This is a genomic window from Gluconobacter cerinus, assembly GCF_025961355.1.
Classification (GTDB): Bacteria; Pseudomonadota; Alphaproteobacteria; order Acetobacterales; family Acetobacteraceae; genus Gluconobacter; species Gluconobacter cerinus.
In genome coordinates this window covers 2685781-2709399 of record NZ_JAOQNM010000001.1, presented here as the reverse complement: position 1 = coordinate 2709399, position 23619 = coordinate 2685781, and the positions used below count along the sequence as shown (strand labels likewise).

The 23619-nt window shown below is 52.7% G+C and carries 23 protein-coding genes and 1 tRNA gene; 9 read left to right on the top strand and 15 right to left on the bottom strand.

All coding sequences use genetic code 11. The features are described 5' to 3' along the window. Nucleotides 1-141: 141 nt before the first annotated feature. Both M2305_RS12670 and M2305_RS12665 read left to right on the top strand, forming a co-directional pair. On the top strand, nt 142-1278 hold the full coding sequence (locus tag M2305_RS12670; protein WP_264649531.1) for an acyltransferase family protein: 1137 nt from the start codon (nt 142-144) through the stop codon (nt 1276-1278). Nucleotides 1279-1290: 12 nt separating this feature from the next. Beyond that, entirely contained in the window at nt 1291-1938 is a 648-nt protein-coding gene (locus tag M2305_RS12665) for a hypothetical protein (RefSeq protein ID WP_264649530.1), read from the top strand. Nucleotides 1939-2036: 98 nt separating this feature from the next. Here the strand turns inward: M2305_RS12665 and M2305_RS12660 are convergent, their stop codons facing one another. Continuing rightward, entirely contained in the window at nt 2037-2951 is a 915-nt protein-coding gene (locus tag M2305_RS12660; protein ID WP_264649529.1) for a LysR family transcriptional regulator, read from the bottom strand. Nucleotides 2952-3049: 98 nt separating this feature from the next. Here M2305_RS12660 and M2305_RS12655 point away from each other — a divergent pair, with 98 nt between their 5' ends. Beyond that, nucleotides 3050-3898: an NmrA/HSCARG family protein gene (locus M2305_RS12655; protein WP_264649528.1), complete on the top strand. Its 849-nt coding sequence runs from the start codon at nt 3050-3052 to the stop codon at nt 3896-3898. A 215-nt stretch (nt 3899-4113) separates the two neighbouring features. On the opposite strand, the gene M2305_RS12650 is transcribed toward M2305_RS12655, so the two are convergent. Beyond that, nucleotides 4114-5031, bottom strand: coding sequence for a LysR family transcriptional regulator (locus M2305_RS12650; RefSeq protein WP_264649527.1), 918 nt, complete (start codon nt 5029-5031; stop codon nt 4114-4116). A 102-nt stretch (nt 5032-5133) separates the two neighbouring features. On the opposite strand from M2305_RS12650, the gene M2305_RS12645 reads away from it, so the two are divergent. Further along, entirely contained in the window at nt 5134-5925 is a 792-nt protein-coding gene (locus tag M2305_RS12645; protein ID WP_264649526.1) for an NAD(P)H-dependent oxidoreductase, read from the top strand. Nucleotides 5926-6028: 103 nt separating this feature from the next. Here M2305_RS12645 and M2305_RS12640 read toward each other — a convergent pair whose 3' ends face one another. Together M2305_RS12640 and M2305_RS12635 are read right to left on the bottom strand one after the other, a co-directional pair. Further along, the gene (locus tag M2305_RS12640; protein ID WP_264649525.1) at nt 6029-6628 is read right to left on the bottom strand and encodes an NADPH-dependent F420 reductase; all 600 of its coding nucleotides are present in this window, start codon (nt 6626-6628) and stop codon (nt 6029-6031) included. A gap of 89 nt (nt 6629-6717) precedes the next feature. Continuing rightward, nucleotides 6718-7452, bottom strand: coding sequence for an SDR family NAD(P)-dependent oxidoreductase (locus M2305_RS12635; RefSeq protein ID WP_264649524.1), 735 nt, complete (start codon nt 7450-7452; stop codon nt 6718-6720). Nucleotides 7453-7705: 253 nt separating this feature from the next. Between M2305_RS12635 and M2305_RS12630 the strand changes: the two genes are divergently transcribed. The 3 genes from M2305_RS12630 (at nt 7706) to M2305_RS12620 (ending at nt 9864) form a co-directional block, all read left to right on the top strand. Continuing rightward, entirely contained in the window at nt 7706-8629 is a 924-nt protein-coding gene (locus M2305_RS12630) for a LysR family transcriptional regulator (protein WP_264649971.1), read from the top strand. Nucleotides 8630-8820: 191 nt separating this feature from the next. Further along, nucleotides 8821-9411 carry a CatB-related O-acetyltransferase gene (locus M2305_RS12625; protein WP_264649523.1) on the top strand — a complete coding sequence of 197 codons (591 nt, stop codon included), beginning with the start codon at nt 8821-8823 and terminating at the stop codon, nt 9409-9411. 219 nt (nt 9412-9630) lie between these two features. Then, a complete protein-coding gene (locus M2305_RS12620; protein ID WP_264649522.1) occupies nt 9631-9864 on the top strand; it encodes a hypothetical protein in 234 nt (77 codons plus the stop codon). Between the two features lie 102 nt (nt 9865-9966). On the opposite strand, the gene M2305_RS12615 is transcribed toward M2305_RS12620, so the two are convergent. The 4 genes from M2305_RS12615 to M2305_RS12600 all read right to left on the bottom strand — a co-directional run bounded on the left by M2305_RS12615 (nt 9967) and on the right by M2305_RS12600 (nt 15024). Further along, the gene (locus M2305_RS12615; protein ID WP_264649521.1) at nt 9967-11163 is read right to left on the bottom strand and encodes a sensor domain-containing diguanylate cyclase; all 1197 of its coding nucleotides are present in this window, start codon (nt 11161-11163) and stop codon (nt 9967-9969) included. A 743-nt stretch (nt 11164-11906) separates the two neighbouring features. Continuing rightward, nucleotides 11907-12506 (bottom strand): nucleoside 2-deoxyribosyltransferase, encoded by a 600-nt coding sequence (locus M2305_RS12610; RefSeq protein ID WP_064275402.1) that lies wholly within the window; start codon nt 12504-12506, stop codon nt 11907-11909. Between the two features lie 66 nt (nt 12507-12572). Further along, the gene (gene xylB / locus M2305_RS12605; RefSeq protein ID WP_264649520.1) at nt 12573-14033 is read right to left on the bottom strand and encodes a xylulokinase; all 1461 of its coding nucleotides are present in this window, start codon (nt 14031-14033) and stop codon (nt 12573-12575) included. Nucleotides 14034-14151: 118 nt separating this feature from the next. Then, nucleotides 14152-15024, bottom strand: coding sequence for an N-formylglutamate amidohydrolase (locus M2305_RS12600; RefSeq protein WP_264649519.1), 873 nt, complete (start codon nt 15022-15024; stop codon nt 14152-14154). 78 nt (nt 15025-15102) lie between these two features. Between M2305_RS12600 and M2305_RS12595 the strand changes: the two genes are divergently transcribed. Then, nucleotides 15103-15177 (top strand) — tRNA-Val (locus M2305_RS12595). A gap of 240 nt (nt 15178-15417) precedes the next feature. Here the strand turns inward: M2305_RS12595 and gloA2 are convergent. Both gloA2 and M2305_RS12585 read right to left on the bottom strand, forming a co-directional pair. Next, nucleotides 15418-15816, bottom strand: coding sequence for an SMU1112c/YaeR family gloxylase I-like metalloprotein (gene gloA2 / locus M2305_RS12590; RefSeq protein WP_264649518.1), 399 nt, complete (start codon nt 15814-15816; stop codon nt 15418-15420). A 225-nt stretch (nt 15817-16041) separates the two neighbouring features. Then, nucleotides 16042-16551, bottom strand: coding sequence for a hypothetical protein (locus M2305_RS12585; protein WP_264649517.1), 510 nt, complete (start codon nt 16549-16551; stop codon nt 16042-16044). Between the two features lie 560 nt (nt 16552-17111). Here M2305_RS12585 and M2305_RS12580 point away from each other — a divergent pair. Next, nucleotides 17112-17279, top strand: a complete 168-nt coding sequence (locus tag M2305_RS12580) for a hypothetical protein (RefSeq protein WP_198150435.1) — start codon at nt 17112-17114, stop codon at nt 17277-17279. A 9-nt stretch (nt 17280-17288) separates the two neighbouring features. Here M2305_RS12580 and M2305_RS12575 read toward each other — a convergent pair whose 3' ends face one another. The 5 genes from M2305_RS12575 to M2305_RS12555 are packed head-to-tail and all read right to left on the bottom strand — an operon-like array spanning nt 17289 to nt 23618. Continuing rightward, a complete protein-coding gene (locus M2305_RS12575) occupies nt 17289-18122 on the bottom strand; it encodes a transglycosylase SLT domain-containing protein (protein WP_264649516.1) in 834 nt (277 codons plus the stop codon). A 34-nt stretch (nt 18123-18156) separates the two neighbouring features. Beyond that, nucleotides 18157-19956, bottom strand: coding sequence for an aminopeptidase P family protein (locus M2305_RS12570; protein ID WP_264649515.1), 1800 nt, complete (start codon nt 19954-19956; stop codon nt 18157-18159). Next, complete coding sequence (locus M2305_RS12565; protein WP_264649514.1) at nt 19953-20483, bottom strand: GNAT family N-acetyltransferase; 531 nt, start codon at nt 20481-20483, stop codon at nt 19953-19955. Before M2305_RS12565 ends, M2305_RS12570 begins: the two co-directional genes overlap by 4 nt. A 1-nt stretch (nt 20484) precedes the next feature. Then, a complete protein-coding gene (locus tag M2305_RS12560) occupies nt 20485-21390 on the bottom strand; it encodes a 50S ribosomal protein L11 methyltransferase (RefSeq protein WP_202207609.1) in 906 nt (301 codons plus the stop codon). Then, nucleotides 21390-23618 (bottom strand): ATP-dependent helicase, encoded by a 2229-nt coding sequence (locus tag M2305_RS12555; RefSeq protein WP_264649513.1) that lies wholly within the window; start codon nt 23616-23618, stop codon nt 21390-21392. Before M2305_RS12555 ends, M2305_RS12560 begins: the two co-directional genes overlap by 1 nt. Between the last annotated feature and the right edge of the window lies 1 nt (nt 23619).

The following is a 23619-nucleotide window of genomic DNA, read 5'->3' as shown; positions in this document are numbered from 1 at the left end:
TCACTTCCGTCTTATTGGGCTGTATTTCTAGCTATCTCGCATATGAGGCCGCACTGTTACCATAATTACGATATCAATCTGACCTTCATTTCAGTGTGCCGAGGGCCAATGTCGTCACCGATCCCAACAAGCATGAGACACATGACGGGACGTAATAGCGGCATAGATCTCCTTCGTGGGATCGCCATTGTTCTGGTCATCATTCATCATATTGCGCTACGCATTCCGTTAGCACAGACGGGTCTTGTCACTATTTTCCCGCTACGATTGGTCAAAGCACTTAGTCGGAACGGTCAGAGCGCTGTAACAATCTTCTTTGTCATTTCCGGCTTTCTCATAACGTCTCATGCCATCAAGCGATGGGGCACCCTGAGCCAACTGGACTGGCAAAGTTTTTACCGGCGGCGGGCAGCCCGAATCTTACCGTGCCTTGTGGTTCTGGTCGGTGTCCTCTCAGTGCTCGATCTGGCTCAGGTTCCGGACTACACGATCAATCATGACAATCAGTCTCTTCCCAGAGCGATCCTGGCTGCATTCGGGATGCACCTGAACTGGTACGAGGGACAAACGGGCTATCTCCCAGGTGGATGGGATGTCCTCTGGTCCCTGTCCATCGAAGAAGCCTTCTATATCGGCTTTCCTTTATTCTGCCTGATTACCGCTCATTTTACCCACTTTCGGGCATTCATGTTTTTCTGCCTGGCGCTCTCAATGCCGCTTAGCTTAACCGCCCTGACACACGCTTCTGAAATCTGGCAAAGTAAAGCCTATCTGCCGGGCATGTCGGCTATCGCGATGGGCGTCTGCAGCGCGTTGCTCAGTCATCATGTCTCGATAAGTCAGCAAACGCGATTACGCGCATCGATCGGAGTAATCGGTGCTATTATTTTCTGCTCATACTTGATTTATGTGCCCTTTTTCAGGAGCACATTAGGCAATGCCGCGCCTCTCGCTCTGACAATTGCAACAGCGTTTCTGCTCATTGCGTTTGGGTGGGGATGGATGGCTGATTACACAACGCGGGGCACCGGATGGCTTCGATCCTTCGGGGTTATGAGTTACGAGATTTATCTGAGCCATATGTTCGTGGTCTTCTCGCTCATGGCCCTGTTCCACAGAAGTGGTGGAGATATGCATACAGGCTGGCTATGGGTCGTACCTGCTCTCGGATTTTCATGGCTACTGGGATACGGCATAGAACATTTTTTATCCCATCCTGCCGACCGCTGGTTGCGTCACAGACCAAAGTCGCAGGCTATTGGCTCAACGACAACCTGACAGGCTTATTTGTTGGAGGCCGTCGATAGGCAGTATTTACCTTACGGACGTCTGCCAGCACTCGACATTCTGAAGATCGACAATAATGTCGATATCGGAACAGAATTCAATCAAGGTGATGAAATGGGTTCGTGGGGTGCTCTCATTATGGGTTTTTTCGGAGCGTTCTTTGCGTCCATGACTTTATATTGGCAGTTTGACGAAAGCGGATTGAAGTTAGTGCTCCCGTTCATAGTTTTCGGGATCATCGCCTTTTTTGCTGTTCGCGTCATTCGCCAACGCGGTGACGGAATTACACCATCAGAACGGACCAAGAAAGTCATAAGCTGGAGTAGCATCGGTGAGGGAGTTGGTTTCTTCCTTGCATCCAATATCGTCATGAACTTCCATCACCCGGAATTTCTGATGCCTGTGATGGCATTAGTCGTCGGGTTGCACTTCATTCCAATTGCATATGCCGCGCGATTTTTACCATTTTATACTTTAAGCGGGGTGCTGATTTTCTTTGCACTAATTGGATTTGTTCTAGGAGCGCCTCTGGGGAGCGCAATTTCCGGCTTCATGTCGGCCGGTGGACTATGGGTCGCGTCAGCACTGGCAATCTGGCGGGATGCACGCTTTAAACGGAAAAACGGATCAGTTATCGTGACCTCTGCATAGACATTCGAGGAAAACCGAATTCCGCTTTCCTCACAAACAGACAACCGTTTCAGATCATGCGTTAAATCGTCACTGACCGGCCCCATCGCCGCGATGGCTTATCTAGAAACATGCCTATCGTTACCTGCCTCAGTTTGCTGCAACAGGTGCATCCGTAATGCGTCAATAAAAACGCGGATTTTTGAGGAAAGGCTTCGGTGCGCGGCATAAACAGCATGCGCTTCCACGGTTTCTGTTGTGAATGTTGGAAGAACCCTGACCAAAACTCCACGCTCAATGGCGGGTCGAGCGAGAAAATCAGGCAAACGTCCAACTCCAGCACCGTGTTCAAGCAAGACCTCCAACACGGCAGGCTCAGGTACAACGGACCCAACAGGAACAGGAACGCGGTACTCGCGTTTCTGCGTATCCTGAAACCGCCATATCGTGGGTTGATCAGTCCACCCAAGAAGGACGTGATTGATCAGATCTGCTGGCGTATCCAAGGGATCTCGTTGCGCCAGATATGCGGGGCTGGCACATGGCCATAACGCAATGTGACCCAGTTTGCGCGCGATCAGGTCTGAGTTGGGCAGCGCGCCTATACGAATGGCTATATCCACATCCTCTCGCGCAAAATCTACAACGCGGTTTTCCGTATCGAAATGCACATGCAGTTCGGGAAAACGTTTAAGAAAATCAGGAAGCATTGGAGCAACCAGACCAAGCGCAAAGGTCATCGCAGCATTGATCCGCAAGATACCTCGTGGCTGTCCTGTCACACCATCAAGAGCGGCTTTTGCTTCATCTAAATCATCCATAACCCGACGCGCATAGGGCAGAAGCATCCGTCCTGCCTCCGTCAGCCGAAGAGCCTGCGGGCTGCGTTCAAACAACTTCGCTCCAATGATCTCTTCAAGACGAAGTAGCGCTCGACTAAGGGAGGATTTTGGGGTGCCTGTTGCTCGAGCGGCTGCACTCAGGCTCAAGGCATCTGCAATATGTATGAAGCAACCAAGATCATCAGAGTTCATTGGAGAACGTTCCATAAATGGGACGCAACGTCTACGATAAGATATCTGCTCTTCACAAGCGGAACAGCATAGTGTCGCCCTCCAACGAGGGGACAACCATGTCAAAGCCAATTATCCTGATCACAGGTGCGACCGGGCAGCAGGGTGGCGCTACCATCCACGAAATGTTGCGTCGTGCAGGACCATGGCAGATCCGAGCACTGGTCCGTGACCCTCAGGCTCCAAAAGCTACTGCTTTGGCAAAACTTGGAGTCGAACTGACACAGGGCGACCTGGAAAACGAGCAGTCCCTTCGGACAGCGCTCCGCGACGTCCATGGGGTTCTATCCGTTCAATCTCCCATGAAAATTGGGCCATCGGGAGAGGAGCGTCAGGGCAAATTACTGGCGACGCTGGCTGCGGAAAGTGGTGTCCGACATTTCGTGCAGTGTTCTGCAGGTGGGGCAGAGCGCCAGAGTAGAGTGCCTCATTTCGAAAGTAAGTGGGCCATCGAGCAGCATATCGTAGGGCTTGGTCTCAATGCGACCATTCTTCGGCCAGCAGCCTTTATGGAAAATTTTTCCCCCTTTGTGTTCCGCACGACAATGCTTTCGATGATGAAAACCTATCTCGCCCCGAAACAGTCCATGCAACTTGTTTCGGTCCGGGATGTGGGGTGGTTTGCAGCTGAAGCATTTGCAAAACCCGAGCAATTTTCCGGACGGAATATTGAACTGGCAGGTGACACCGTCACCTTGCAATCTGTCTCGTCCGTCCTCCGTCGCTCAGGTCTGCGCCCTACACTGTCCTTCAAAATGCCAGCGCCACTTTGCGCAAAGCTACCGGAGGATTTCCGTCTCATGTTCGAATGGATCGCACGCGACGGATTTCATGCCGATATTGCCAGCCTCCGTCATGAGCACACAGGTCTCCTGACATTGCGAAATTGGGCAGAACATAGATCGTAATGAGGAAAGATATGCCTCGGAACCGCTAACCAATAATTTGAACATTGATGTTAAGGCTGCCTGAGATCTGCTTCCGTGCCACTCCTTTTCAATAATGGAAAAGCTACGCCCTTCGCTGAGCAGACATTATGTTCCACGAAAATCAGGCGCCCCTTTTCGAAAATCCCACATTATTCTGACACCCCACAAGGGAGCCTGACTTTTCATCGTACAGATCATCGAACGATCCCTGGAATTTTCGCGATCCTTTCGGCTAGAAAATCCACGCAGAGTCTGACCCGGTTCAGGCTTGCCCGTTCTGGAGAGATCAACATGCTAAGCGGAGAAGACGTCAGTTCGTAGTCTGGCAGGACGCGCTCAAGTCGCCCGTCAGCGAGACAATCTTCCACCAGCCAACGATGTGCAGGACCAAATCCGCGGCCGGCCAGAAATGCCTCTCGTGCTGCAAGCCCGTGATCGACAGTCAAACGCCCTCTAAATGGCAAGGTTGAGCGTTTGCCGTCAGGGCCATGAAGAACAAGCCTGTCAGAGCCTTGCACCCGTGAAAGCCGAATTCCTTCCAGACCGACAAGATCCTCTGGCACTTGAGGCCTGCCATGATCCGCCAACCACGCAGGTGAGGCGACCAATACACGATGGCTTTCCCCGAGGGCGCGCAGTTTCATCGCGCTATCCGTCAGAGGACCGAGCCGGAGAGCAATATCGACGCCTTCTTGTACGAGATCGATCTGTTCGTCGGTCAAGTTGAATTCAACACGGATACCCGGATGCTTGTCCTGAAAAGCGAAGATCAGTTGGCTGATATGAAGGACACCCAAAGCTGCCGTGCATGATATCCGGATTGTGCCAGTTGTTGCCTGGCGCGTTTCCCGAATTTCCTGATTGGCCTGCTCCACGAGACATAAAATTTTCAGGCAATGCTCATAATAGCGCAGACCTTCATCGGTCAGCGCCACACGCCGCGTCGTCCGGGTAAAAAGGGACACACCAAGCGCCTGTTCCAGTTCATGGAGATGCCGTGTGATGGTTGACTGGCCATGACCAAACTCCCGCGCAACGGCTGTCAGGTTTCCCCGTTCCGCAATCCGTACGAAGGTCCGCATCCGGTCGAGTGTGATGTCAGATTGTTCCATAAAATGGCATAGTCCTATTCATACCAGATCTATAGAGGAACAATATCCGGCCTCCTATTCTGAGTGGGCGTTTCAATTCTCCTATCGAGCGAGAAAACACTCATGAATGTTTTGATTGTGTTCGCCCATCCTGAGAGGCAGTCGCTGAACGGTGCCCTGCTTGATGTCGCTGTCAGCGCACTGCATGCCCAAGGCCACCAGGTTCAAGTCTCGGACCTTTATGCCATGAACTGGAAAGCAACCGTCGACCGTGACGATTTTCCGGGGCTCAAAACCACGGACCGCCTGAAAGTCGCAGCAGAGTCATCAAAGGAGTTCACAGCCCATACACTCACGGACGACGTCAAAGCAGAGCAGGAAAAGCTGCTCTGGGCTGATACCGTGATTCTCCAGTTTCCTCTGTGGTGGTTCACGATGCCCGCAATTCTTAAGGGATGGGTGGATCGGGTGTATGCCTGCGGCTTCGCATATGGGGTCGGGGAACACAGCGACAGTCGGTGGGGGGACCGTTATGGCGAAGGCGTCATGGCCGGAAAGCGCGCCATGCTCATCGTCACAACTGGCGGCTGGCCGGAGCATTACTCGGCACGTGGAATCAACGGTCCGATCAACGATTTATTATTCCCGATCCACCACGGCATTCTGTTCTACCCGGGCTTTACAGTGCTACCGCCGTTCGTGGCCTATCGTGCCGATCGCACTGACGATGCGAAATTCGCTCTCCTGGAAAGAGACCTCCGAATGCGGATGAGTGCTCTGACAGAGACGCCTCCTATCGCCTATCGGCAGCAGAACGGCGGCGACTATCAGATCCCCACGATGCAACTTCTGCCTAATCTTGAAGAGCCAGGCATCACAGGGTTCGCTCTGCACCTTCAGAACAGAAAGGAATAAATGCGTGTGCTTTTGCACACGTTAGAAGCCGCCTTTGTTATCATTAAGATAGAGGCGGTGGGTCGAGTGTATATTACAGAGGCATCAACCCACCGGGCCTCAGTTACTGCTTTTTCTTGAACACATCCTGGAAAATGAGCGGCCCCCAGATGCGCCCACGTGCATGGACCAACGCGCCACCTTCGTTAAGCTTCCCCAGATTAATGGGAGCAAACCCGAGATTCCTGGCCAAAGTCGCGACAGGCGCGATCGCATCCTCCTCGTCGCTAGACAAAAAGACAACCCGATGGCTGCCCTCGACGCACGGATCAGTCGCCAGGGTGGCAGCAATCAAATGGTTGAAACCTTTTACAAACCTTGCACCTGCAAAGGCCTTCATGGCGTAAACGGATGACAGGAGGCCGTCCATCTCGCCAAGAGCTGCCAACGAGTTCATCGCGTCGATGACCGTTTTACCCTCCCAATTTGGAAGGCTCTTCGCCACTTCACCATGCTGCTCAAACGGAACTGCGAGAATAATAGTTTCGGCTTGCAGCGCATTCTGTAGCGAGGAGGCGACGACCGTAGGACCAATTTCCTGGGCGAGGGGGGCCAGTACTTCAGGCGACTGACGACTTGCGACAGCGACGGTGATGTTTTTACGGGCGAAAGCATGGGCAAGGGCTTGGCCAATCCTGCCAAACCCGATGATGGCGTAGCTCATTATCATGTGTCCAATTTTTATTCGCGATGATAATCTTGGAGACAGGAAAATGTTCAGTAGCGAACACGTTCCATCCTCCGGTTCGTAGCTCAAATGGCCGAGAAGCCACCGTCGACACAGAGCTCCATTCCGTTCACGAAACTTGAATCCTCTGAAGCTAGAAACAGTGCAGCAGCAGCAATTTCCTCAGGACGGCCCATAGTTCCGCGCGGGATCAGGGATTCGAACATCCGTTTGGCTTCCGGGGTCAGAACCTGATCCTGCATTGGTGTGGCGATTGGCCCCGGATGCAACACGTTCACACGGATATTCCGGCCCTTTAATTCATTGAGCCACCCGCGTGCAAAAGCATGCAGCGTGGCCTTGCTCGCCGCATACACGCTGTAGCCAGGGAAACCTTTGAGCGCCGCAACGGACCCGGTCATAAAGATCGATCCACTGTCATTGAAGAGCGGCAACGCCTTCTGCACCGTGAACAGCGTGCCACGCACATTCAGGTTAAAGGTCGTATCGAAGTGCTGCTCGGTAATCTCGCCCAATGAGAGGGCTTCACCAGTACCTGCACTGGCGTAAAGGATGTCGATCGTGCCTTTTTCGCGTTTGACCGTCTCAAAGAGACGATCAAGGTCATCAAGATTGGCGGCATCTCCACGTACGCCCGTTACGTTTCGGCCAATCTGCCGAACAGCCTCATCCAGGGTCTCCTGCCTTCGGCCCGTGATAAAAACATAGGCGCCTTCTTCAACAAACAATTGTGCGCTCGCCAGCGCCATGCCGCTTGATCCACCTGTGATGACGGCGATCTTACCTTCAAGCTTTCCCATGAGTTTTTTCCATTTTGTCTTTGGTTGTCCGGGACTGCCCCGTGCCACTCAAATTGGGCTGCTGTTCATGGAGCGGTGAGTGCACAATCGTGCATATTGGGGGTGCAAAATCGATCCGGACTTCCGTTTGACGTAAACCGAGTGTTTGGATTTTACTCGCGAAAGACCCAGCGACGGCTGTCTAGGGCCGCTAAGGTCACATGATGGTCAGGAGCAAAAATGTCGAATATGGTTTTGAAAGAGCCGCTTCGTGATGCGCGAGCGCACCATGATTGACTGGGATGACGTTCGTTACTTTCTTGCGGTAGCACGGGGTGGTTCCGTGCGATCTGCAGCCAACCGCCTGAAGGTTAATCACTCGACGGTACTGCGCCGCATCGCCCAGCTTGAAGAACGCCTTGGGGCGCAAATATTCGAAAAGCTGCCTGCAGGCTACCGCCTGACTTTGGCCGGTCGGGAAATCATTGAGTTTGCAACCCAGATGGAGGCGTCATCTCATCAACTCGAGACCCGCGTTCTGGGGCGTAATCAGGCCGTACGAGGCCTCTTACGCGTGACGTTGCCGCCATTCCTGGCGACACATCTCCTGATGCCGGATCTCGCCGAGTTTTCACGGCGGCATCCAGACACCGAGATAAATGTCGTGCCAACAAGTGCGGTCGCGAATCTGACCAACCGGGACGCTGATGTCGCCATCCGTATCGTACTGAACCGTGACACGTTGCCACTCAATCTTCACGGTCTGATCGGCCCTGTTGTATCCAGCGCTATCTATATGTCTCACGATCTCCTCGTCGGGTGGCGCTCTGATAGGCCGCCCTCTATACGCTGGATCGTCGCAAACACCGAAGGGCAACCTGGGTGGGCGCGCGAGGGAGAGGTGCGTACCACTGGGGCTTTGTTCAGAACGCCGGATGCTGAAACGCAAATTGTTGCAGTTGAGCAGGGGATTGGGATGACGAAGCTCCCATGCTTCGTAGGTGATGGGGACCCGTCGCTCGTCAGGGTCCCTAACACCGAGTTGTACGGGCACGGAACGCTGTGGCTTCTGACACAGGGAGAGACACGCAAGACAAAACGCGTGCGATTGTTCACCGAATTTATATTCCGAAGGCTTGCTGCCCATACCCCGCTTCTCGCGGGGATATCATCGTCGCACGATGAATGCGCGACATAGTGAACTTCTTGTCATCCGATTAAAGGCTCTTCTCAATCATCTCGATACTCAACACGCGGTGAAGCATTCAGAATTAGATGCCCCATTCGCACAATTGAGATCATTCCAATTTCTCAGTAAAAAGATATCTGTGAGGCGATAGAAAGACGATTATAGGTTTTGTAAACTCTTACCCGGAGGCACAAAAATCCATGCTACGCCGTAACAATATCTTCTCACTACTCCTCCGGCATTCTCTCGCATATGAGATTGAAGAATGGGGGTGGGAAATTGGCGAGCATTCATATGGAGCCAAAGGGTCCCCCATAATTATAGAAGAAAAATATGCCAGACTTCACGTAGGAAAATATTGCTCCATCGCCAGTGAAGTTTTAATGATTTTAGGAAATCATAGACACGACAATATTACTACATATCCATTCAAAGATATTTCATTTTCATGGCCAGAAGCTGCCGATGCAGTTGATGACCACTCCACAAAAGGAGATATCATTATTGGTAATGATGTTTGGATTGGAGCGCGCGCTAATATAATGTCCGGTGTCACCATTGGTTCTGGTGCAATCGTTGCCACTGCTGCAGTCGTGACCAAAAATGTTCCCCCCTACGCCATTGTCGGCGGGAACCCGGCACGTGTTATAAAATATCGATTTTCTGAAGAAGTAATAGAACAGCTTTTAGAAATTGCGTGGTGGGATTGGCCTGAAGACGTTATCCGAACAAGAATGAAACTCTTGATGAACGACGATATAGAGGGATTTTTGCGAGCGTTTAAAGTTTGAAAACGCCCTTTCAATCCGAATAAAGTAATTTAGAAGCATTTTATAAGACCATTTTACGTAAACTATCCAAGAAAACAGCATTAGACGTTTGTACATACAAGAAGCCTATCTATTTCAATAGATTCAGCATGATAAAGGCAGTGCCTCAGTTTCTTTTTGTTTCAAGTTCGCCATCCCTCTGCTCCAAAGTTCGTGCGTTAATGGTGTCAGGAGGAACGTATGAACAAGATTGTGAAAATTGGTACAGGCATCAGCTTGGCACTTGCTCTGTCAGCCTGCTGGGGTCCCGGACCTGATGGTATGGGCGGCCGTCATGGTGGTGGCCATCATCGCGGGGGCGGACAAGGCAGTTATGGTAATGGGCCGGGCGGCAATGGCGGTGGCGGATACAACCAAGGTGGAGGCCGTGGCGGCGGAATGGGCGGCGGCAACGGTCCCAACGGCGGCATGTAATTTGGAACCCCAGCTTCGGCTGGGTTTCTTTTTAACAAGTGTGAATTTACAAAAATTTTCTAAATTTTAAACAAATAATACTTTTAAAAACAGGTGAAAAAATCAATTTCTATTTAAAGACGAGTACTTCACAACACAATTACGACCAGCAGTCTTTGCTGCATAAAGAGCTGCATCAGCCTGCGTCAGAAGAGACTGAAAATCTATAACGTCCGCCTCTTTTCGATAAACAACGCCTACACTCACCGTCATTTGCAAGCCTACGTCAGAGATAAAGCACGAAACATTCTCTACGGTCTGGCGGATTTTTTCAGCCAGACCGAGCGCCATGTTTTCATCAATAGCAGCAATAGTAATTGCGAACTCTTCTCCGCCAACCCGACCAAATATCTGCTCGGCACACAAAGCATCAGAAATAGCCGCACTTACAGCAACAAGCGCTGCGTCTCCGGTGAAATGACCATATGTGTCGTTAATATCCTTGAAGCGATCAAGGTCCAGCATCAGTATGGCGACGCCCTCATCCTTCCGCGTTTCCCTAACGTTTTTTATCAGATCCGCACTTCTCTCCAGATAAGCTTGGCGGCTTAGAACGTGCGTCAGACTATCCCAGGTAATGGACTGATTCAGCCGAGCGACCAGAGCGCGCTGGGTATTCATAATGGCGGCCACCGTCAGTGGGCCAAGCACTAAAAAAGAGAGCCCAAGCCGAAAAGAAACAGTGACGCCAATAGTCTCGTTCGTCTGATGAAAATTCAGCAGGCCAGCTTCCACAATTCCCATCACCGTGACGTTGAAAATCAGAACGACAAGGCACATTGGCAACACGCTATAGGTGAGGGCACACCACAGCAGGGCAGGGACGGGAAAGGCAATAGCACCCGGGCCTCCGGTAAGGGTCGCAAGAACAACTGACGCTGCCAAACTTACAATCGGAGCAATATTGAAGCTTTGCGCTGACAGGACGCTCCGCCAGCCCGCATGTACGAGATCTGAGAACCATTTTTTCCCTGCAAAACAGACAGGGAGCAAAACGAGATATCGGTTCAGTTCGCTACTGAACCACAGAATAAAACGCCCCCAGGGCGTACTGCCCGGAAGAGAAAATGCTATTCCTGTTCCGACCAATGCGGCCGCTCCGGCCGCACCTGAACAAACGAGAAGCAAAGCAAGAACAGACTGAGGGCCGTCCAGCTCTTTTTCCTCTCGCTCTAGTCGTCGGAACAGAGCATACCCTACACTAACGCCAGCTAGGTTAGCCGTGGCCAGCCAAATATTGACGAAAAGTGGATCCGACATTACCCACCCGGCAAGCAAAAAACCGGCAGATGCGCTAATCCAGCAGCTTTTTTGGCTAAAGCGCGGGTAAGTGATCATCAGCCAGAGCAACAAAGCGTTTGCTGGCCAGATCTGGGCAAGCTGCCCGATGTAGCGGGAAGATATGCCAATCGTTGCTGCAACAAATACAACGACGCCGACAAAAAGAAATGGTGGACATTTTTTTGTCAGACGTAAAAGCATGAAAAATCAAATTATCCCAGATTTACAATAAGCCGACCTCTTGAAGTCTGCATCAAACATGTTTTCCAAACCATTAAGAAGCGCTTATGGGCGTACGTAAATACCCTGATAAAGACCTACAAACACAAATTGTCATGTTTCCCAAAATAGAAAAACAACAAAATCACTTTTAATAATTGTGTCTTCTACCAGCCACCCAACGGCCCAACGTTCTCCACTCCATCAGACGTGCGACCGGCTCCAAAACCCGTGCTCATCGACATGGAGCCATGAACTTTGCCATCCTTCAACTCATTCATCGCATTACTTTCTGGAGATGCAGAATGAACTGGCTTCAAAAGATCCCCGCGGGCCTCTCTGTGAGGTGAAGAAGCACACCCGCATAGGATGCTAAAACAGACAATGGTCAGTCTGTGAAATCGCAAGGCGGTAACCTCTCAAAGTGATAGGCGCCACCGCTCTTGATCTTAAAGCCTGCTGGCGAGCCTGTTCAGATCCTGTACCAAAGAGTGCAATACACTTTAACTCCCAAGGCGCTCTGAGAGACGTTTTGCTGCTTTTCGAAATGCTTCATAAAAATCTGGATCCACAGAAATTTCTCCACCCGAGAAACCAATAAATCCATCGACCATCCCATTCTGAAAAAGGCCTTCAGAATGAACCAGCATTCCATCCGGATCTTCCTGACTTCCTGATGCTGGCGCACCATCCTCTACCCGTGGGCGAAGCGTCTGTTTCCAGGATTTCCCCCAATAGGCTTCAACTTTCTCGGGATACAGCCGTCCATCAACGGTATAGCCCTCCATCGGCTTCCCCAGACCGTGCATATACCCGATCTCTACGGCCGTGCCTGGATCCATATCCGCCGCACGGCGAAAAGGATCCACACAGAACAAGCCTGCATCGCACTGATCCATCAGGGCACGGTCAGCGCGAACAAATGCCAGAATGGTCTCCCGTCCTGGCGGCATCAGGCGAGCCTCTGCCTGCCCATCGAACGGAGCAACTCCTTCAAGCCCATAATCTGCACAAATGGCTTTAAGACGCTCAAATATGGAGAGGGCCTCAGGTCGGAAGACCAAATCCCCAGCAAGATAGACGGAAGGAAGTTTTGTCTGCATGAACATGGGCCCTATCACGCGTTTGCAGCAGAAAAAACCTCTTCTTTTCGCAGCGCCAAAATTAATTCACGCATCCTGAATATTACGAAGTGCAGGATATATCCTTCGGTATCTGCGATATGCCGCCGCATACTCATTTTGAAGATGTGAATCAGGGTCTGTCGCCGAAACGCGCTCCGGAGACGTGCAAACGCTCTCCACGCTTTCACCCGTCGCCGCGATACGAGCCAGTCTAGCGGCGCCGAATGCTCCACCATGCTCACCATGCGCCAGACAATGGAGCCTGAGACCCAACACGGACGCCAGAATGGAAATCCAGAATGGGCTTCGTGAACCGCCGCCAATCACATCAGCTTCCTGAATGGAAGATCCTGACACTTTCAGGCCCTCAAGGGCGTCCCGAAAGGAGAATGCTACTCCTTCCAGCACAGCCTGGGTCAGTTCAGCACGGCTTGTATCTTGTGAAAGCCCAATAAATGCCCCGCGAATAGTACCATCGTTGTGAGGCGTTCTTTCGCCAGAGAGATAAGGCGCAAACAAGACAGGCGAAGGGTGAGCAGGCTTTTCAGGGAGTTCGGCCAGCAAATCAACCTCCTTCATTCCGCATGTTCTCGCCCACCAGGCTAGCGAAGCCGCAGCAGATAGGGTGACACCCATCTGATGCCACGTCTCGGGGACTGCATGACAGAACGCATGGATGGCAGACTGATGCTCGGGCCGAAATACGTCGGTCGTGACCCAAACCACACCGGACGTTCCCAACGAAATGAACGCATCGCCATTGCGAATTGCACCCAACCCGACAGCACCCGCAGCATTATCGCCAGCGCTTCCAGCGAAGACAGGAGAGGCGGCCATTCCCCACCGTTTTGTTAGGTCGTCGTTCAGATACCCCGCGGCCGCGGTTCCTTCACGAAGCTCAGGCATGTTCGCGCGCGTCAGACCCGTCGCTTTCAAGGCGTCGACTGACCATTCGCGCTTTCCTACGTCGAGCCAGAGAGTACCTGACGCATCGGACATGTCTTCAATCATCTGGCCCGTCATTTTGTAGCGCAACCAGGCCTTGGGAAGCAGAACACGCTGAAGACGTTCGAAGATTTCAGGTTCATGGCGTGCGACCCAAAGAATTTTTGGAGCGGTAAAGCCAGGCATTGCCACATTGCCTGTAATTTCCCTGCTCCCTGGGAAGCGCTCTTCAAAAAGGACGCATTCAGCTTCTGCGCGGGTGTCATTCCATAGAATGCAAGGCCGCAGCACATCTCCCGCAGAATCCAGTAAAACCGCACCATGCTGCTGGCCAGAAAGACCAATTCCCCGGATGGCAGAAACAGCGTCTGGAACTCTGGACTTTAAAACGTCGATGCCGCGACAGGTCGCAGTCCACCAGTCTTCCGGGTTCTGTTCACTCCAGCCATCGTGCAGCCGGCTAACTGTCAATCCCTCTGTATGGGACGCAACTTCCTGCTGGTTTTCGTCCACTAACAGAACCTTGATTCCGGAAGTTCCGACATCAATTCCCAGAAACATGCCTATGTCCCAAACCCGAGTTTAAAATCGGGAGCTTAGCGCATAGTTTTGGAGAATAATCAGGGCACAATTTAGTGACCGCGTTCCTCAGCAGAAAACCATAAAAAAGCCATTAGGATCATTCGGCTGCTTCTACTTCGGCCGTCTCAAAAGAGTGACATGCGAAGTCAGCCAATTCCCGAACCAGACCTTCCATATCCGCTTTAACCTGCTCAAAACCGCGCGACGGCTCGAGCGTGGCTGGATTCAAATACCGGGATCGGCAGATTTCCAGTTGAAGAACATGGATTCCATCAGATGGCCGACCGTAATGCCGCGTGATGTAACCACCCGCATAGGGCACATTTCTGCGAACAGCATAACCTTGCCCTGAAAGATACTGCTCCACACAGTTCGTCAGGGCAGGGGAACAGGATTTCCCATGCAAGTCTCCCAAAACCATGTCGCAGCTTTTCGCGTGATGCAGGCGAGGCATGGAGTGAGCCTCAAGAAGAATGACCGAGCCAAACTGCTCCTTCATTTCGCGCAAAAGATTATGCAGGGCGTCATGATAAGGCACCCAAGACGTAACCAGCCGCCTTTGGACCTCATCCAATGGCAGGCAATGCGTGTAAATTGGCCGACCCTGGGTGGCACAACGGGGAATAACACCAAAACCTGCACGAACTTTGGAAGTCTGCAGAAGACCAGAAGGAGGAAGGGGAGGTTTGAACATTCCCGAATCCAGTTCTCGACAGTCCCGGTTTACGTCACACCAGATCCGGGGAAATTCTGTTGAAAGCAATGCGCCCCCCGTGACCGGAACACACCCAAACAACTGGTCGACAAATCGATCCTCCGTCTGTTGCAGCTCCCATAACGAGAGACGACTGTTCTGCAAAAAGTCCTGAAAATATTTCTGCCCGGAATGCGGAGAGGAAACCACCAGAGGAATGGCCGTTTTCTGAGGCTTTTGAATGATTACAGCAGGATAGGGGGTAGGGGTGGTCATAACCTCAGTGCATTTTTTTGTTCAAAGGGGGGTTGTCACGCCCATTCGAGACAGCTAAACACCGCCTCACCGGATCGGGGGCGCATAGCTCAGCGGTAGAGCACTACCTTGACATGGTAGGGGTCACAGGTTCAATCCCTGTTGCGCCCACCACCCGATCCGGTCAGAAATCTCCCCTAAAAAAATACTTAGTGCTCATTATCCTGACTGATATAGGGCTAGCCTAATTCAACCTGAATTCACGGCATGTATTCCTTGTGCCCAGTGGAGACAAGGCACCTCAGTAACGCCATCCAAATGAGTAGATTTCGCGCCATTCTCGTTTCATTTCGCTTTAAATAAATGACACAAGGCTTCTTCAGGATCTGAAAAATTAAGAAAACCCGTATTCAACTATATTTCGTATAGCTCCAGCGGAAGATCATCTGGATCGGTAAAAAAAGTAAACTGCCGCCCTGTATAAGGGTCCGTTCGGATTGGTTCGGAGACAACGCCATGCTTCTCCAGATGTCCGACAGTCGCAGCAATATCTTGAACACGAAATGCAAGATGGCGCAGACCACAGGCTTCTGGTCGAGAAACTCTTGGCGGTGCGTGCGGAAAAGAAAAGAGCTCGATTTGCGCATCACCAACCTGCAAATCGCATTTCCAGGAATTCCGCTCTTCCCGAAAATTTTCAGCAACAACAGTGAACCCTAACACATCGACATAAAAAGCTCGGGAGCGCTGATAATCCGAAGCAATGATTGCTACGTGATGAAAACCAGAAATATTGGCTTTGCTTTCTTTCATCAGGCTCCATGCCTCTCATTTATCGACCAGAACACTCTAAGCCACATTGCCTGAACTGCGCGGGCCTCCATAATAAAAGCGACCGCCCCACCCAACGCGAAACATCGCAAGTGGTGAACATATAGCCCGGTTCACCAGCGCCTTTATAAATTTCTAGCATTCCACAAAACCATAAAAGAGAACAGATAGACCTGCTCTCCTTTATGGTAGGCCTCAAATGTCTGATCAAACCCCGCGGTAGATACGAGCCCTAATCGAATCCCCATTATCTGGAGACGTATTTTCATATGGAGCTGCAACCAGACCAGCCAGCATTTCTACCAGAGGGATCATAGACTGAACGGTTTGTATATATGAACTGGCAGATGGATAATAAGTTTGCACAATCGGGCTGGCGAGGCTCAAGAGCGTATTCAGATCCGCCCCAAGGGACTTAGCCCAGTCTTTGCCAGTATCAACCGTGACAGCACCGTCCGAACTGGCTTCAATAGAGGCCGTAACACTCTTGATCTGAGCAACAAGACTATCGAACTTGGCCTTGTCATCAGCCGAAAGGTGGTCAACCACACCCGGCATCGTTTCAATAACCTGCACGGCATAGGCAATTGCCGTGGCATCTTTATTGAGAGCCGCAGTATCGAAAGTGGTGGTATTGTCGTTGGTAGAACATGCTACCGTGGTAGCCATCAAGAAAAATGAAAGACCGAGAGCTGCAAGGCGATTAAAAATACGCATAGAATACAAGTCTCCAGACATAAAAAAACCGCCCTCTGGGGCGGTCGAAGATAACGGATAGCCAAGATAATTCGGGCCTGATGCCATTTGAATATATCAGGGAATCTACTCCTGAGTTGTATGCCGTAGCGAAGTTCTCCTGCGCGCAGCAACTGCTCGAAAAAGCATTTTGAGCCGAACTCCAAACACTCCTGAAGCGAGGCAACGGGAAAAGACTATCGGATAGCTACTGACCTCAAACTCTTCAAAAATCTCAATCCGTTGTGACGTTCATGAAATCTTTCAGAACGCTTTGAAATCATACGCGGGCTTCTTAAGGAGATATTTTTGGTTTGTCGAAAAGCAACTTTGAAACCCGAAGGAACAGCCAGCTGTCAGTTAGCGCAAATTTTGATCCATTTGAGGTCTTCCGTGCTTTCTGGGTGCTCCTGAAAGAACTCTACTGGCTTATGCTGTATCTCTATCATCTTTTGACAGGTTTCTCCCCGCAACGTTGATCCCCTCTACCGCGTTGTCGTCAGCCTCCTGCTGCTAGGCTGGCTATATCGTGGAGAGAAATCATGAGGTTCCGCTTTCTTCTGGGGCCTGTTCTATTGGCCCTTGGGCTGACATCCTGCGCCCACGACCATCACTCCGATCGTGTTGATCGCACCCATTGGCGTCAGGGCGACACGCCAGGTCCATATTCCGGATACAAACATAATAACTGGACCGCACCTGGCAGGTAATAAGCCACGTCAGTTCTGTCGCCAGGCCATCCTGACGGGACTTGCACGATAAGACATCAGGTCGCGGCCATGGCTTTCAGTTCCTCCTCCGTTATTTGTCACATGGTGAATAATGCGCGGAGGAGGAGCGTAAGCAGTATGGCTCACAGTCGATGGCGGGAAGCTACTAGAAGTAGTCGTTCTCGCCTGCAAGGAACTTCTTGGCACATTGGTTACTATTCGTTCATCAGACTGCGGCATGATAACCCGCAGACCGGAACCAGTCATAACCACCTGAGGCAGGAAGTCTGGAGGCCTGTAAATGTCATTCTTCCCATTCCAGACTGCCATGACGTGCTCTTCATATTCCGCACCCAAAGCGGGCGTTAAAGAATGATAGGCAGCCGTTGCCGCACTCCAGCCACGCAATTGCGTAAAAAGATTCTTTAGAAAAGAAGCCCCATATCTGACATTGGTGAGGGGGTCGAAAGCCTCTTCTAACGAGAGAAATGCATTCGGGTGATGATGAAGATTGACCTGCATGCAACCAACATCAATCGATGTGATACCTGCACTCTGAAAGGCCTCGACCGCAGCAACAGCCTCGACTTTTGAAGGATAAAAATATCCTTTTCCGGCAGCATTCACAGTCCATGGCCAAGCGACCGTCCGGCCCGATAAAGGGTCACGACGACCACTCTCTACACGGCTGATAGCCCCCAAAAGACCGTTCGGAATACCAGCCTGTGGCTCTGTAATAGACACGGCCTCGCTACATGCCCGCGCCATATCCCAGTCATTGGCGCCTGCCGATGAGGTAGCGAAACTTATGCAGAATAGAAAAAACAGGAGTTTCCCGGTCATACCAACCTTATGACCGGGAAAAATGAATAAACGCTTACTGAATATCGGTCGTTTCGCGCATCATCGGCGCACAGACCTTCTCAAGCCACTCCTGCACATCAGGCTCAACAGCCGGACCTACGCGCGTCAAAACCTCTGCGTGATACGCATTAAGCCATGCGAGTTCAGCATCATCCAGTAGCGTCACATCAATGAGTGCTCGATCAATCGGCGTGTAGCTCAGGATTTCAAATTCGAGAAATACGCCCTTCGCTCCTTGATAGGAGGAAGGCTTTACAAGCATCAGATTTTCAATTCGGATGCCATAAGCCCCCGGCTCGTAATACCCTGGCTCATTGGAGACAATCATACCCGCTTCCAAGGCAGTTGGACGCGGCGCAGGGGAAATGTTCTGCGGGCCTTCATGCACGGACAGATAACTGCCAATGCCATGTCCGGTCCCATGATCATAATCCAGTCCAACCTGCCAAAGAGCAGCACGCGCCAGAACATCCAGACGATGCCCTGTGGTCCCCGGGGGGAAACGCACGCGCGACAGCGCAATATTTCCCTTCAGAACACGCGTGAACGCCTCTTTGACGTCCTGAGGAGCTGACTCCGGCCCAACCCAGAGCGTCCGTGTAATGTCAGTCGTCCCGAACGGATACTGTCCACCACTATCAATCAGATAAACGCTATTGGCCGGAAGCACGCGATCCTTGCCGACTTCTGCACGATAATGCGGATAGGCCCCATTCGGTCCCGAGGCCGAAATCGCATCAAAACTCTGTTCCCGATAGTCGGCAGAGCGTTCGCGGAACATCCCAAGACGCTCAACAAGATCCGTCTCCCGTTGTCCCGCAGCAGATATCGAAACGGAATGGAGGAAACGTGCCATCGCAATACCGTCGCGCTGGTGCGCCTTACGTGCACCATCCTGCTCGGTCAGGTTTTTGACAGCTTTGGGAAGCGTACAGGGATCATTCCCATCGACCACCGAAGCGCCAGCGGCTTTCAGGGTCGTTTCGAACCAGACTGGCGTCGTCACAGGATCGAGCCGCACAATCTTGCCGCCCAGCGCAGTCAGGCGTTTTTCCAATGCACTTGGTGCCTGAACAGTGACCTTTTCACCAAGCGCTGCAGCCAATCCGCCTTCAAGGCGGGCAGGGTCCACAAACAGCTCTGCCCGACCGTCAGCATGCAGCAGGCCATAGCCATGGGCCACAGGCGTTAGCGGGACATCACTACCGCGAATATTCAGGAGCCAGGCGACGGACGTGCAGTCCGCCAGCACCACAGCATCCTGTCCAGCTTTCCGTAACCCGGCAGCAAGGCGATGGCGCTTACTTGAACTTGTTTCCCCAGCCAGTTCCACACCGTGATTAATGACGGGATTAGCCGGCGCAGCAGGGCGGTCGAGCCATGCCTGATCAATCGGGTTAAATGCCAGCGGCATCAGTTCAACCCCGGGAGCACTCCAGGATGCCAGCATGGAACGGCTGACCAGTTTCGGGTCATATCCAACGCGCGCACCCTGCGCATTTTCTTCCAGCCAGTCTGACGCAGGCTCCATGCTCACATGTCGCCGCTCCCAGAAATCATGGGGAACCTGTTCCTCCATCTGAACGGTATACCGTCCATCAGAGAAGACGGCAGCAGCGTCCTGAAGAATGACCGCCAGACCCGCGCTTCCCGTAAAACCAGTCAGCCAGGCCAGGCGGTCAGAGCAGGGGGCAACATATTCCCCAAGATATTCATCCCCCCGCGGGATGATGAAACCTGCAACACCCAGCGCCTCACACGCCTTGCGAACAAGAGTAGGGCGCTCTTTGAGCGGAATGGAGGAAAGGGTCATGGAAAGTCCTTTTCCGGTTTGGAAACAGCCTCAAGGCAGAGCGTCATGAACAAAAGATCCAGCCAACGGCCACCCTTTCGTCCAACCTGAGGCAAAATACCGTTATTTTGAAAGCCTAAGCGATGATGCAGCGCGATCGATGCCTCGTTGCCAGCCGTAATCCCGGCCACCATTACGTGAAATCCGGCCCGTTTTGCGTGCTGGATCAACTGATTTAGCAAAAGCCTGCCTAATCCGCGTCCCTGGCACCCGGATGAAACATATACGGAGTGTTCGACCGTGCCTGCGTAACCTTCGAAAGCCCGGAACGGCCCATAGGATGCGTACCCACAGACCACGCCATTGCCATCAACGGCCACGAAAACCGGAAAATTCTGGGCCTGTCGATCAGCAACCCATTTTCGACGCTGCTCCATCGTGAACGGCGTGCTGATCCAGAGTGCATCGGTACGCTCGATGGCATCGTTCGTAATCCGCAGAATTATGGGAAGGTCGGCCTCCTGAACCTCGCGGATTACGACAGACATCTTAGCCTCTTTTACGCAAAATCAGGGTCGCCCAGTCGCCTTCACGCAACAGACGCTCAAGAACCAGCCCCTGACGGCGATGCGCAGCCAGAACCATATTCGCCTGTGTGTATAACAGCCCAGCAAGAATGGCCGTGCCGTTCGGTGCCAGATTGATGGCGAGAGACTGCGCCATCCGGCAGAGGGGACGCGCCAGGATATTGGCAAACACAAGATCATACGGCGCCTTGACGCGCACCTGAGCCGTGTTCCAGCCATTTCCAAAGCGACAGTCTAGCAGGTTGCCCTGTCCGTTCAGACGGGCATTGGCTTTGGCTGTCCGCACAGACCATGGCTCAATATCGACAGCCAGAACCGGGCGATGCAGCAGCTTCGCTGCAGCCATTGCCAGAATACCCGAGCCACACCCCATATCCAGAATATGATGAGGTTTGCGATACGCCACCATTTCCAATGCGCGCAGGCATCCCCGCGTTGATCCATGTTCACCCGACCCAAAGGCAATACCGGCATCAAGGGTAATGGTCAGGCGAGAGCGGTCAGGCTCTCCATGCAGATGGGTTCCTCGGATGGCAAATCGCTTGCCAACGTCCTGCTGCGGGAAGGATTCATAGGTTCGTGCCAGCCAACCTTCAGCTTCCGTTGCCTCACGAAGCAGTTCTGCCTCACAACCCGTCAGAAGACGCGCAACGGACAACGCACTGTCAAGTTCGTCTTCCTTGTAGCCAGTGTCTTTGACACCTTCGATACGCCAGTATTTCTGCGCATCATCAGCCTCAAAAATCCCGACAGTCTCACAGACACACATCAGGGCCTGCTCGAAAAGAGGAACAAATTCCTCCTCCACCGTAATGGACAGGGTTTCAAGCGCACTGGCATGGCGTCGGCCAATGCTGCGGGGTGCCATCACGATCTGATCTCCACGAAATTTGCCATGACGCGCTTGATGCCGCCATTTTCAAAGTTGATTTCCAGTCGGCTGCCATCCACCGCAATCACGGTGCCTTCGCCAAACTTCTGATGAAAAACCGTTGCTCCAAGAGGGACATTCGCCTGCGGCTGCACGTCCGTAACGCGCGGGCGAGGGGTCTGAGCGCCCCCGGAAGAACGGCGAGTACTCGTAAACGGGCCGGACGCAAACATGGAAGGCGCTGCCGCAGCCTGCCTCCGGCTCTCAAGAGACTGCCCACTCGTCTGAACGTATTCGGACGGAATTTCCTCAATGAACCGGCTCGGCATCGAGGCTTGCCAGTTCGCATAAATGCGGCGGCTGGCCGCATGAACAACGATGGCCCGAAGTCTCGCACGTGTCAGCCCGACATAAGCCAGACGCCGTTCTTCTTCCAGTGCCCGGTTGCCGCCTTCGTCCAAGGAGCGCTGAGACGGGAAAACCCCTTCCTCCCAACCGGGCAGGAACACCGTATCGAACTCCAGTCCTTTGGAGCCGTGCAACGTCATGAGGCTCACTTTGTCGTCGCTCGTCTCGCTTTCCGTATCCATGACAAGCGCGACGTGCTCCAGAAAACCTTCGAGCGTCGCGAACTCGCCAATCGCCCGCAAAAGCTCACGAATGTTATCAAGCCGGCCCGGAGCTTCCACAGAGCGGTCATCACGCCACATTTGCAGATAGCCGCTGTCTTCCAGAAGCTGCTCAACAGCCACCACCTGACCTTCTGTCTCAAGCGTCGCTTTCGCGCGCTGAAACGCTTCCATCAGACTGGTCAGGGCCTCTTTGGACTTCCTCTTGAGCGCACCTTGTTCAATCTGCGTCAGAACACCAGCAGTTAACGGGCCGGGCAGGGTACGCGCTACACCATGCAGCTTCTGCACAGCCACAGCCCCTACGCCGCGCTTCGGAACATTGATGATCCGTTCGAACGCCAGATCGTCCGAAGGCTGCGACAGAACGCGCATATAAGCCAGACAGTCCCGGATTTCCGAGCGTTCATAAAACCGCAGACCGCCAACAATCCGATAGGGTATGCCTATCGTCATCAGGCGCTCTTCAAACGGCCGCGTCTGGAAGCCAGCACGCATCAGGATGGCCATTTCAGACAGCGGATGACCATCGGCATGAAGGCGTTCAATCGCGCCACCAACAATCCGGGCCTCCTCATCAGAATCCCGAACCCCGATAATCTGAACCTTCTCGCCCTGCGCATCCTCACGGCCGGGACGGAGCGTCTTGCCTAACCGTCCTTCATTGTGAGCAATCAATCCCGCCGCCGCCGCCAGGATTTGCGCCGTCGAACGATAATTCTGTTCCAGCCGGACAACAGCGGCACCGGGAAAATCCTTCTCAAACCGGAGAATATTTTCAACTTCGGCACCGCGCCAGGAGTAGATCGACTGATCGTCGTCCCCCACGCAGGCAATGTTGGATGGACCCTGCTCGCGCTTCGCAAGCAAACGCAACCATAGATACTGGATCGTGTTGGTATCCTGATACTCGTCCACCAGAATATAGTGAAAGATCCGATGATACTGCGCCAGCACATTCGGCTGGGACCGCAGGATTTCCACCATGTGCAGCATCAGATCGCCGAAATCGCAGGTATTCAGTTCGCGCAGCCGCTGCTGGTAGCCGCGATAGATGGCCAAGGCCTGCCCATTGGCAAAATCCGTATCTTCGGCAGGCGTCACGCGATCCGGCGTCAGGCCACGATCTTTCCAGCGCTGGATGATGCCCATGAGCTGGTTAGGCGGCCAACGCTTCGTATCAAGCCGGAAGGGTTCCATAATCTGCTTCAACAAACGAAGCTGATCATCCGTATCCAAAATATTGAACCCGCTCGTCAGGCCCACATATTCCGCATGACGCCGCAGCATCCGCGCGCAGATGGCGTGGAATGTGCCAAGCCAGAGCCCTTCAGCAGGCTCCCCCAGAAGAGCGCCAACACGCTCGCGCATTTCACGCGCAGCCTTGTTGGTGAATGTCACGGCCAAAATCTGGCTGGGGTAAGCCCGTCCGGTCAGAAGAAGATGGGCAAAGCGCGTCGTCAACACGCGCGTCTTTCCCGTTCCTGCACCGGCGAGAATCAGTAACGGGCCCTCGGTTGTCTCGATGGCACGTCTCTGCTCCGGGTTCAGGCGGGAGAGATACTCGGGGGTGGGGATGAGAGGGTCTTGCGGCACA

Bases quoted from the DNA above. Each gene is read 5' to 3' on its own strand.
- M2305_RS12670 (WP_264649531.1), top strand. From the start codon at position 142: ATGACGGGACGTAATAGCGGCATAGATCTCCTTCGTGGGATCGCCATT.
- M2305_RS12660 (WP_264649529.1), bottom strand. From the start codon at position 2,951: ATGAACTCTGATGATCTTGGTTGCTTCATACATATTGCAGATGCCTTG.
- M2305_RS12655 (WP_264649528.1), top strand. From the start codon at position 3,050: ATGTCAAAGCCAATTATCCTGATCACAGGTGCGACCGGGCAGCAGGGT.
- M2305_RS12650 (WP_264649527.1), bottom strand. From the start codon at position 5,031: ATGGAACAATCTGACATCACACTCGACCGGATGCGGACCTTCGTACGG.
- M2305_RS12645 (WP_264649526.1), top strand. From the start codon at position 5,134: ATGAATGTTTTGATTGTGTTCGCCCATCCTGAGAGGCAGTCGCTGAAC.
- M2305_RS12640 (WP_264649525.1), bottom strand. From the start codon at position 6,628: ATGAGCTACGCCATCATCGGGTTTGGCAGGATTGGCCAAGCCCTTGCC.
- M2305_RS12635 (WP_264649524.1), bottom strand. From the start codon at position 7,452: ATGGGAAAGCTTGAAGGTAAGATCGCCGTCATCACAGGTGGATCAAGC.
- M2305_RS12630 (WP_264649971.1), top strand. From the start codon at position 7,706: ATGCGCGAGCGCACCATGATTGACTGGGATGACGTTCGTTACTTTCTT.
- M2305_RS12625 (WP_264649523.1), top strand. From the start codon at position 8,821: ATGCTACGCCGTAACAATATCTTCTCACTACTCCTCCGGCATTCTCTC.
- M2305_RS12620 (WP_264649522.1), top strand. From the start codon at position 9,631: ATGAACAAGATTGTGAAAATTGGTACAGGCATCAGCTTGGCACTTGCT.
- M2305_RS12615 (WP_264649521.1), bottom strand. From the start codon at position 11,163: ATGTCGGATCCACTTTTCGTCAATATTTGGCTGGCCACGGCTAACCTA.
- M2305_RS12610 (WP_064275402.1), bottom strand. From the start codon at position 12,506: ATGCAGACAAAACTTCCTTCCGTCTATCTTGCTGGGGATTTGGTCTTC.
- xylB (WP_264649520.1), bottom strand. From the start codon at position 14,033: ATGTTTCTGGGAATTGATGTCGGAACTTCCGGAATCAAGGTTCTGTTA.
- M2305_RS12600 (WP_264649519.1), bottom strand. From the start codon at position 15,024: ATGACCACCCCTACCCCCTATCCTGCTGTAATCATTCAAAAGCCTCAG.
- gloA2 (WP_264649518.1), bottom strand. From the start codon at position 15,816: ATGAAAGAAAGCAAAGCCAATATTTCTGGTTTTCATCACGTAGCAATC.
- M2305_RS12585 (WP_264649517.1), bottom strand. From the start codon at position 16,551: ATGCGTATTTTTAATCGCCTTGCAGCTCTCGGTCTTTCATTTTTCTTG.
- M2305_RS12580 (WP_198150435.1), top strand. From the start codon at position 17,112: ATGAGGTTCCGCTTTCTTCTGGGGCCTGTTCTATTGGCCCTTGGGCTG.
- M2305_RS12575 (WP_264649516.1), bottom strand. From the start codon at position 18,122: ATGACCGGGAAACTCCTGTTTTTTCTATTCTGCATAAGTTTCGCTACC.
- M2305_RS12570 (WP_264649515.1), bottom strand. From the start codon at position 19,956: ATGACCCTTTCCTCCATTCCGCTCAAAGAGCGCCCTACTCTTGTTCGC.
- M2305_RS12565 (WP_264649514.1), bottom strand. From the start codon at position 20,483: ATGTCTGTCGTAATCCGCGAGGTTCAGGAGGCCGACCTTCCCATAATT.
- M2305_RS12560 (WP_202207609.1), bottom strand. From the start codon at position 21,390: ATGGCACCCCGCAGCATTGGCCGACGCCATGCCAGTGCGCTTGAAACC.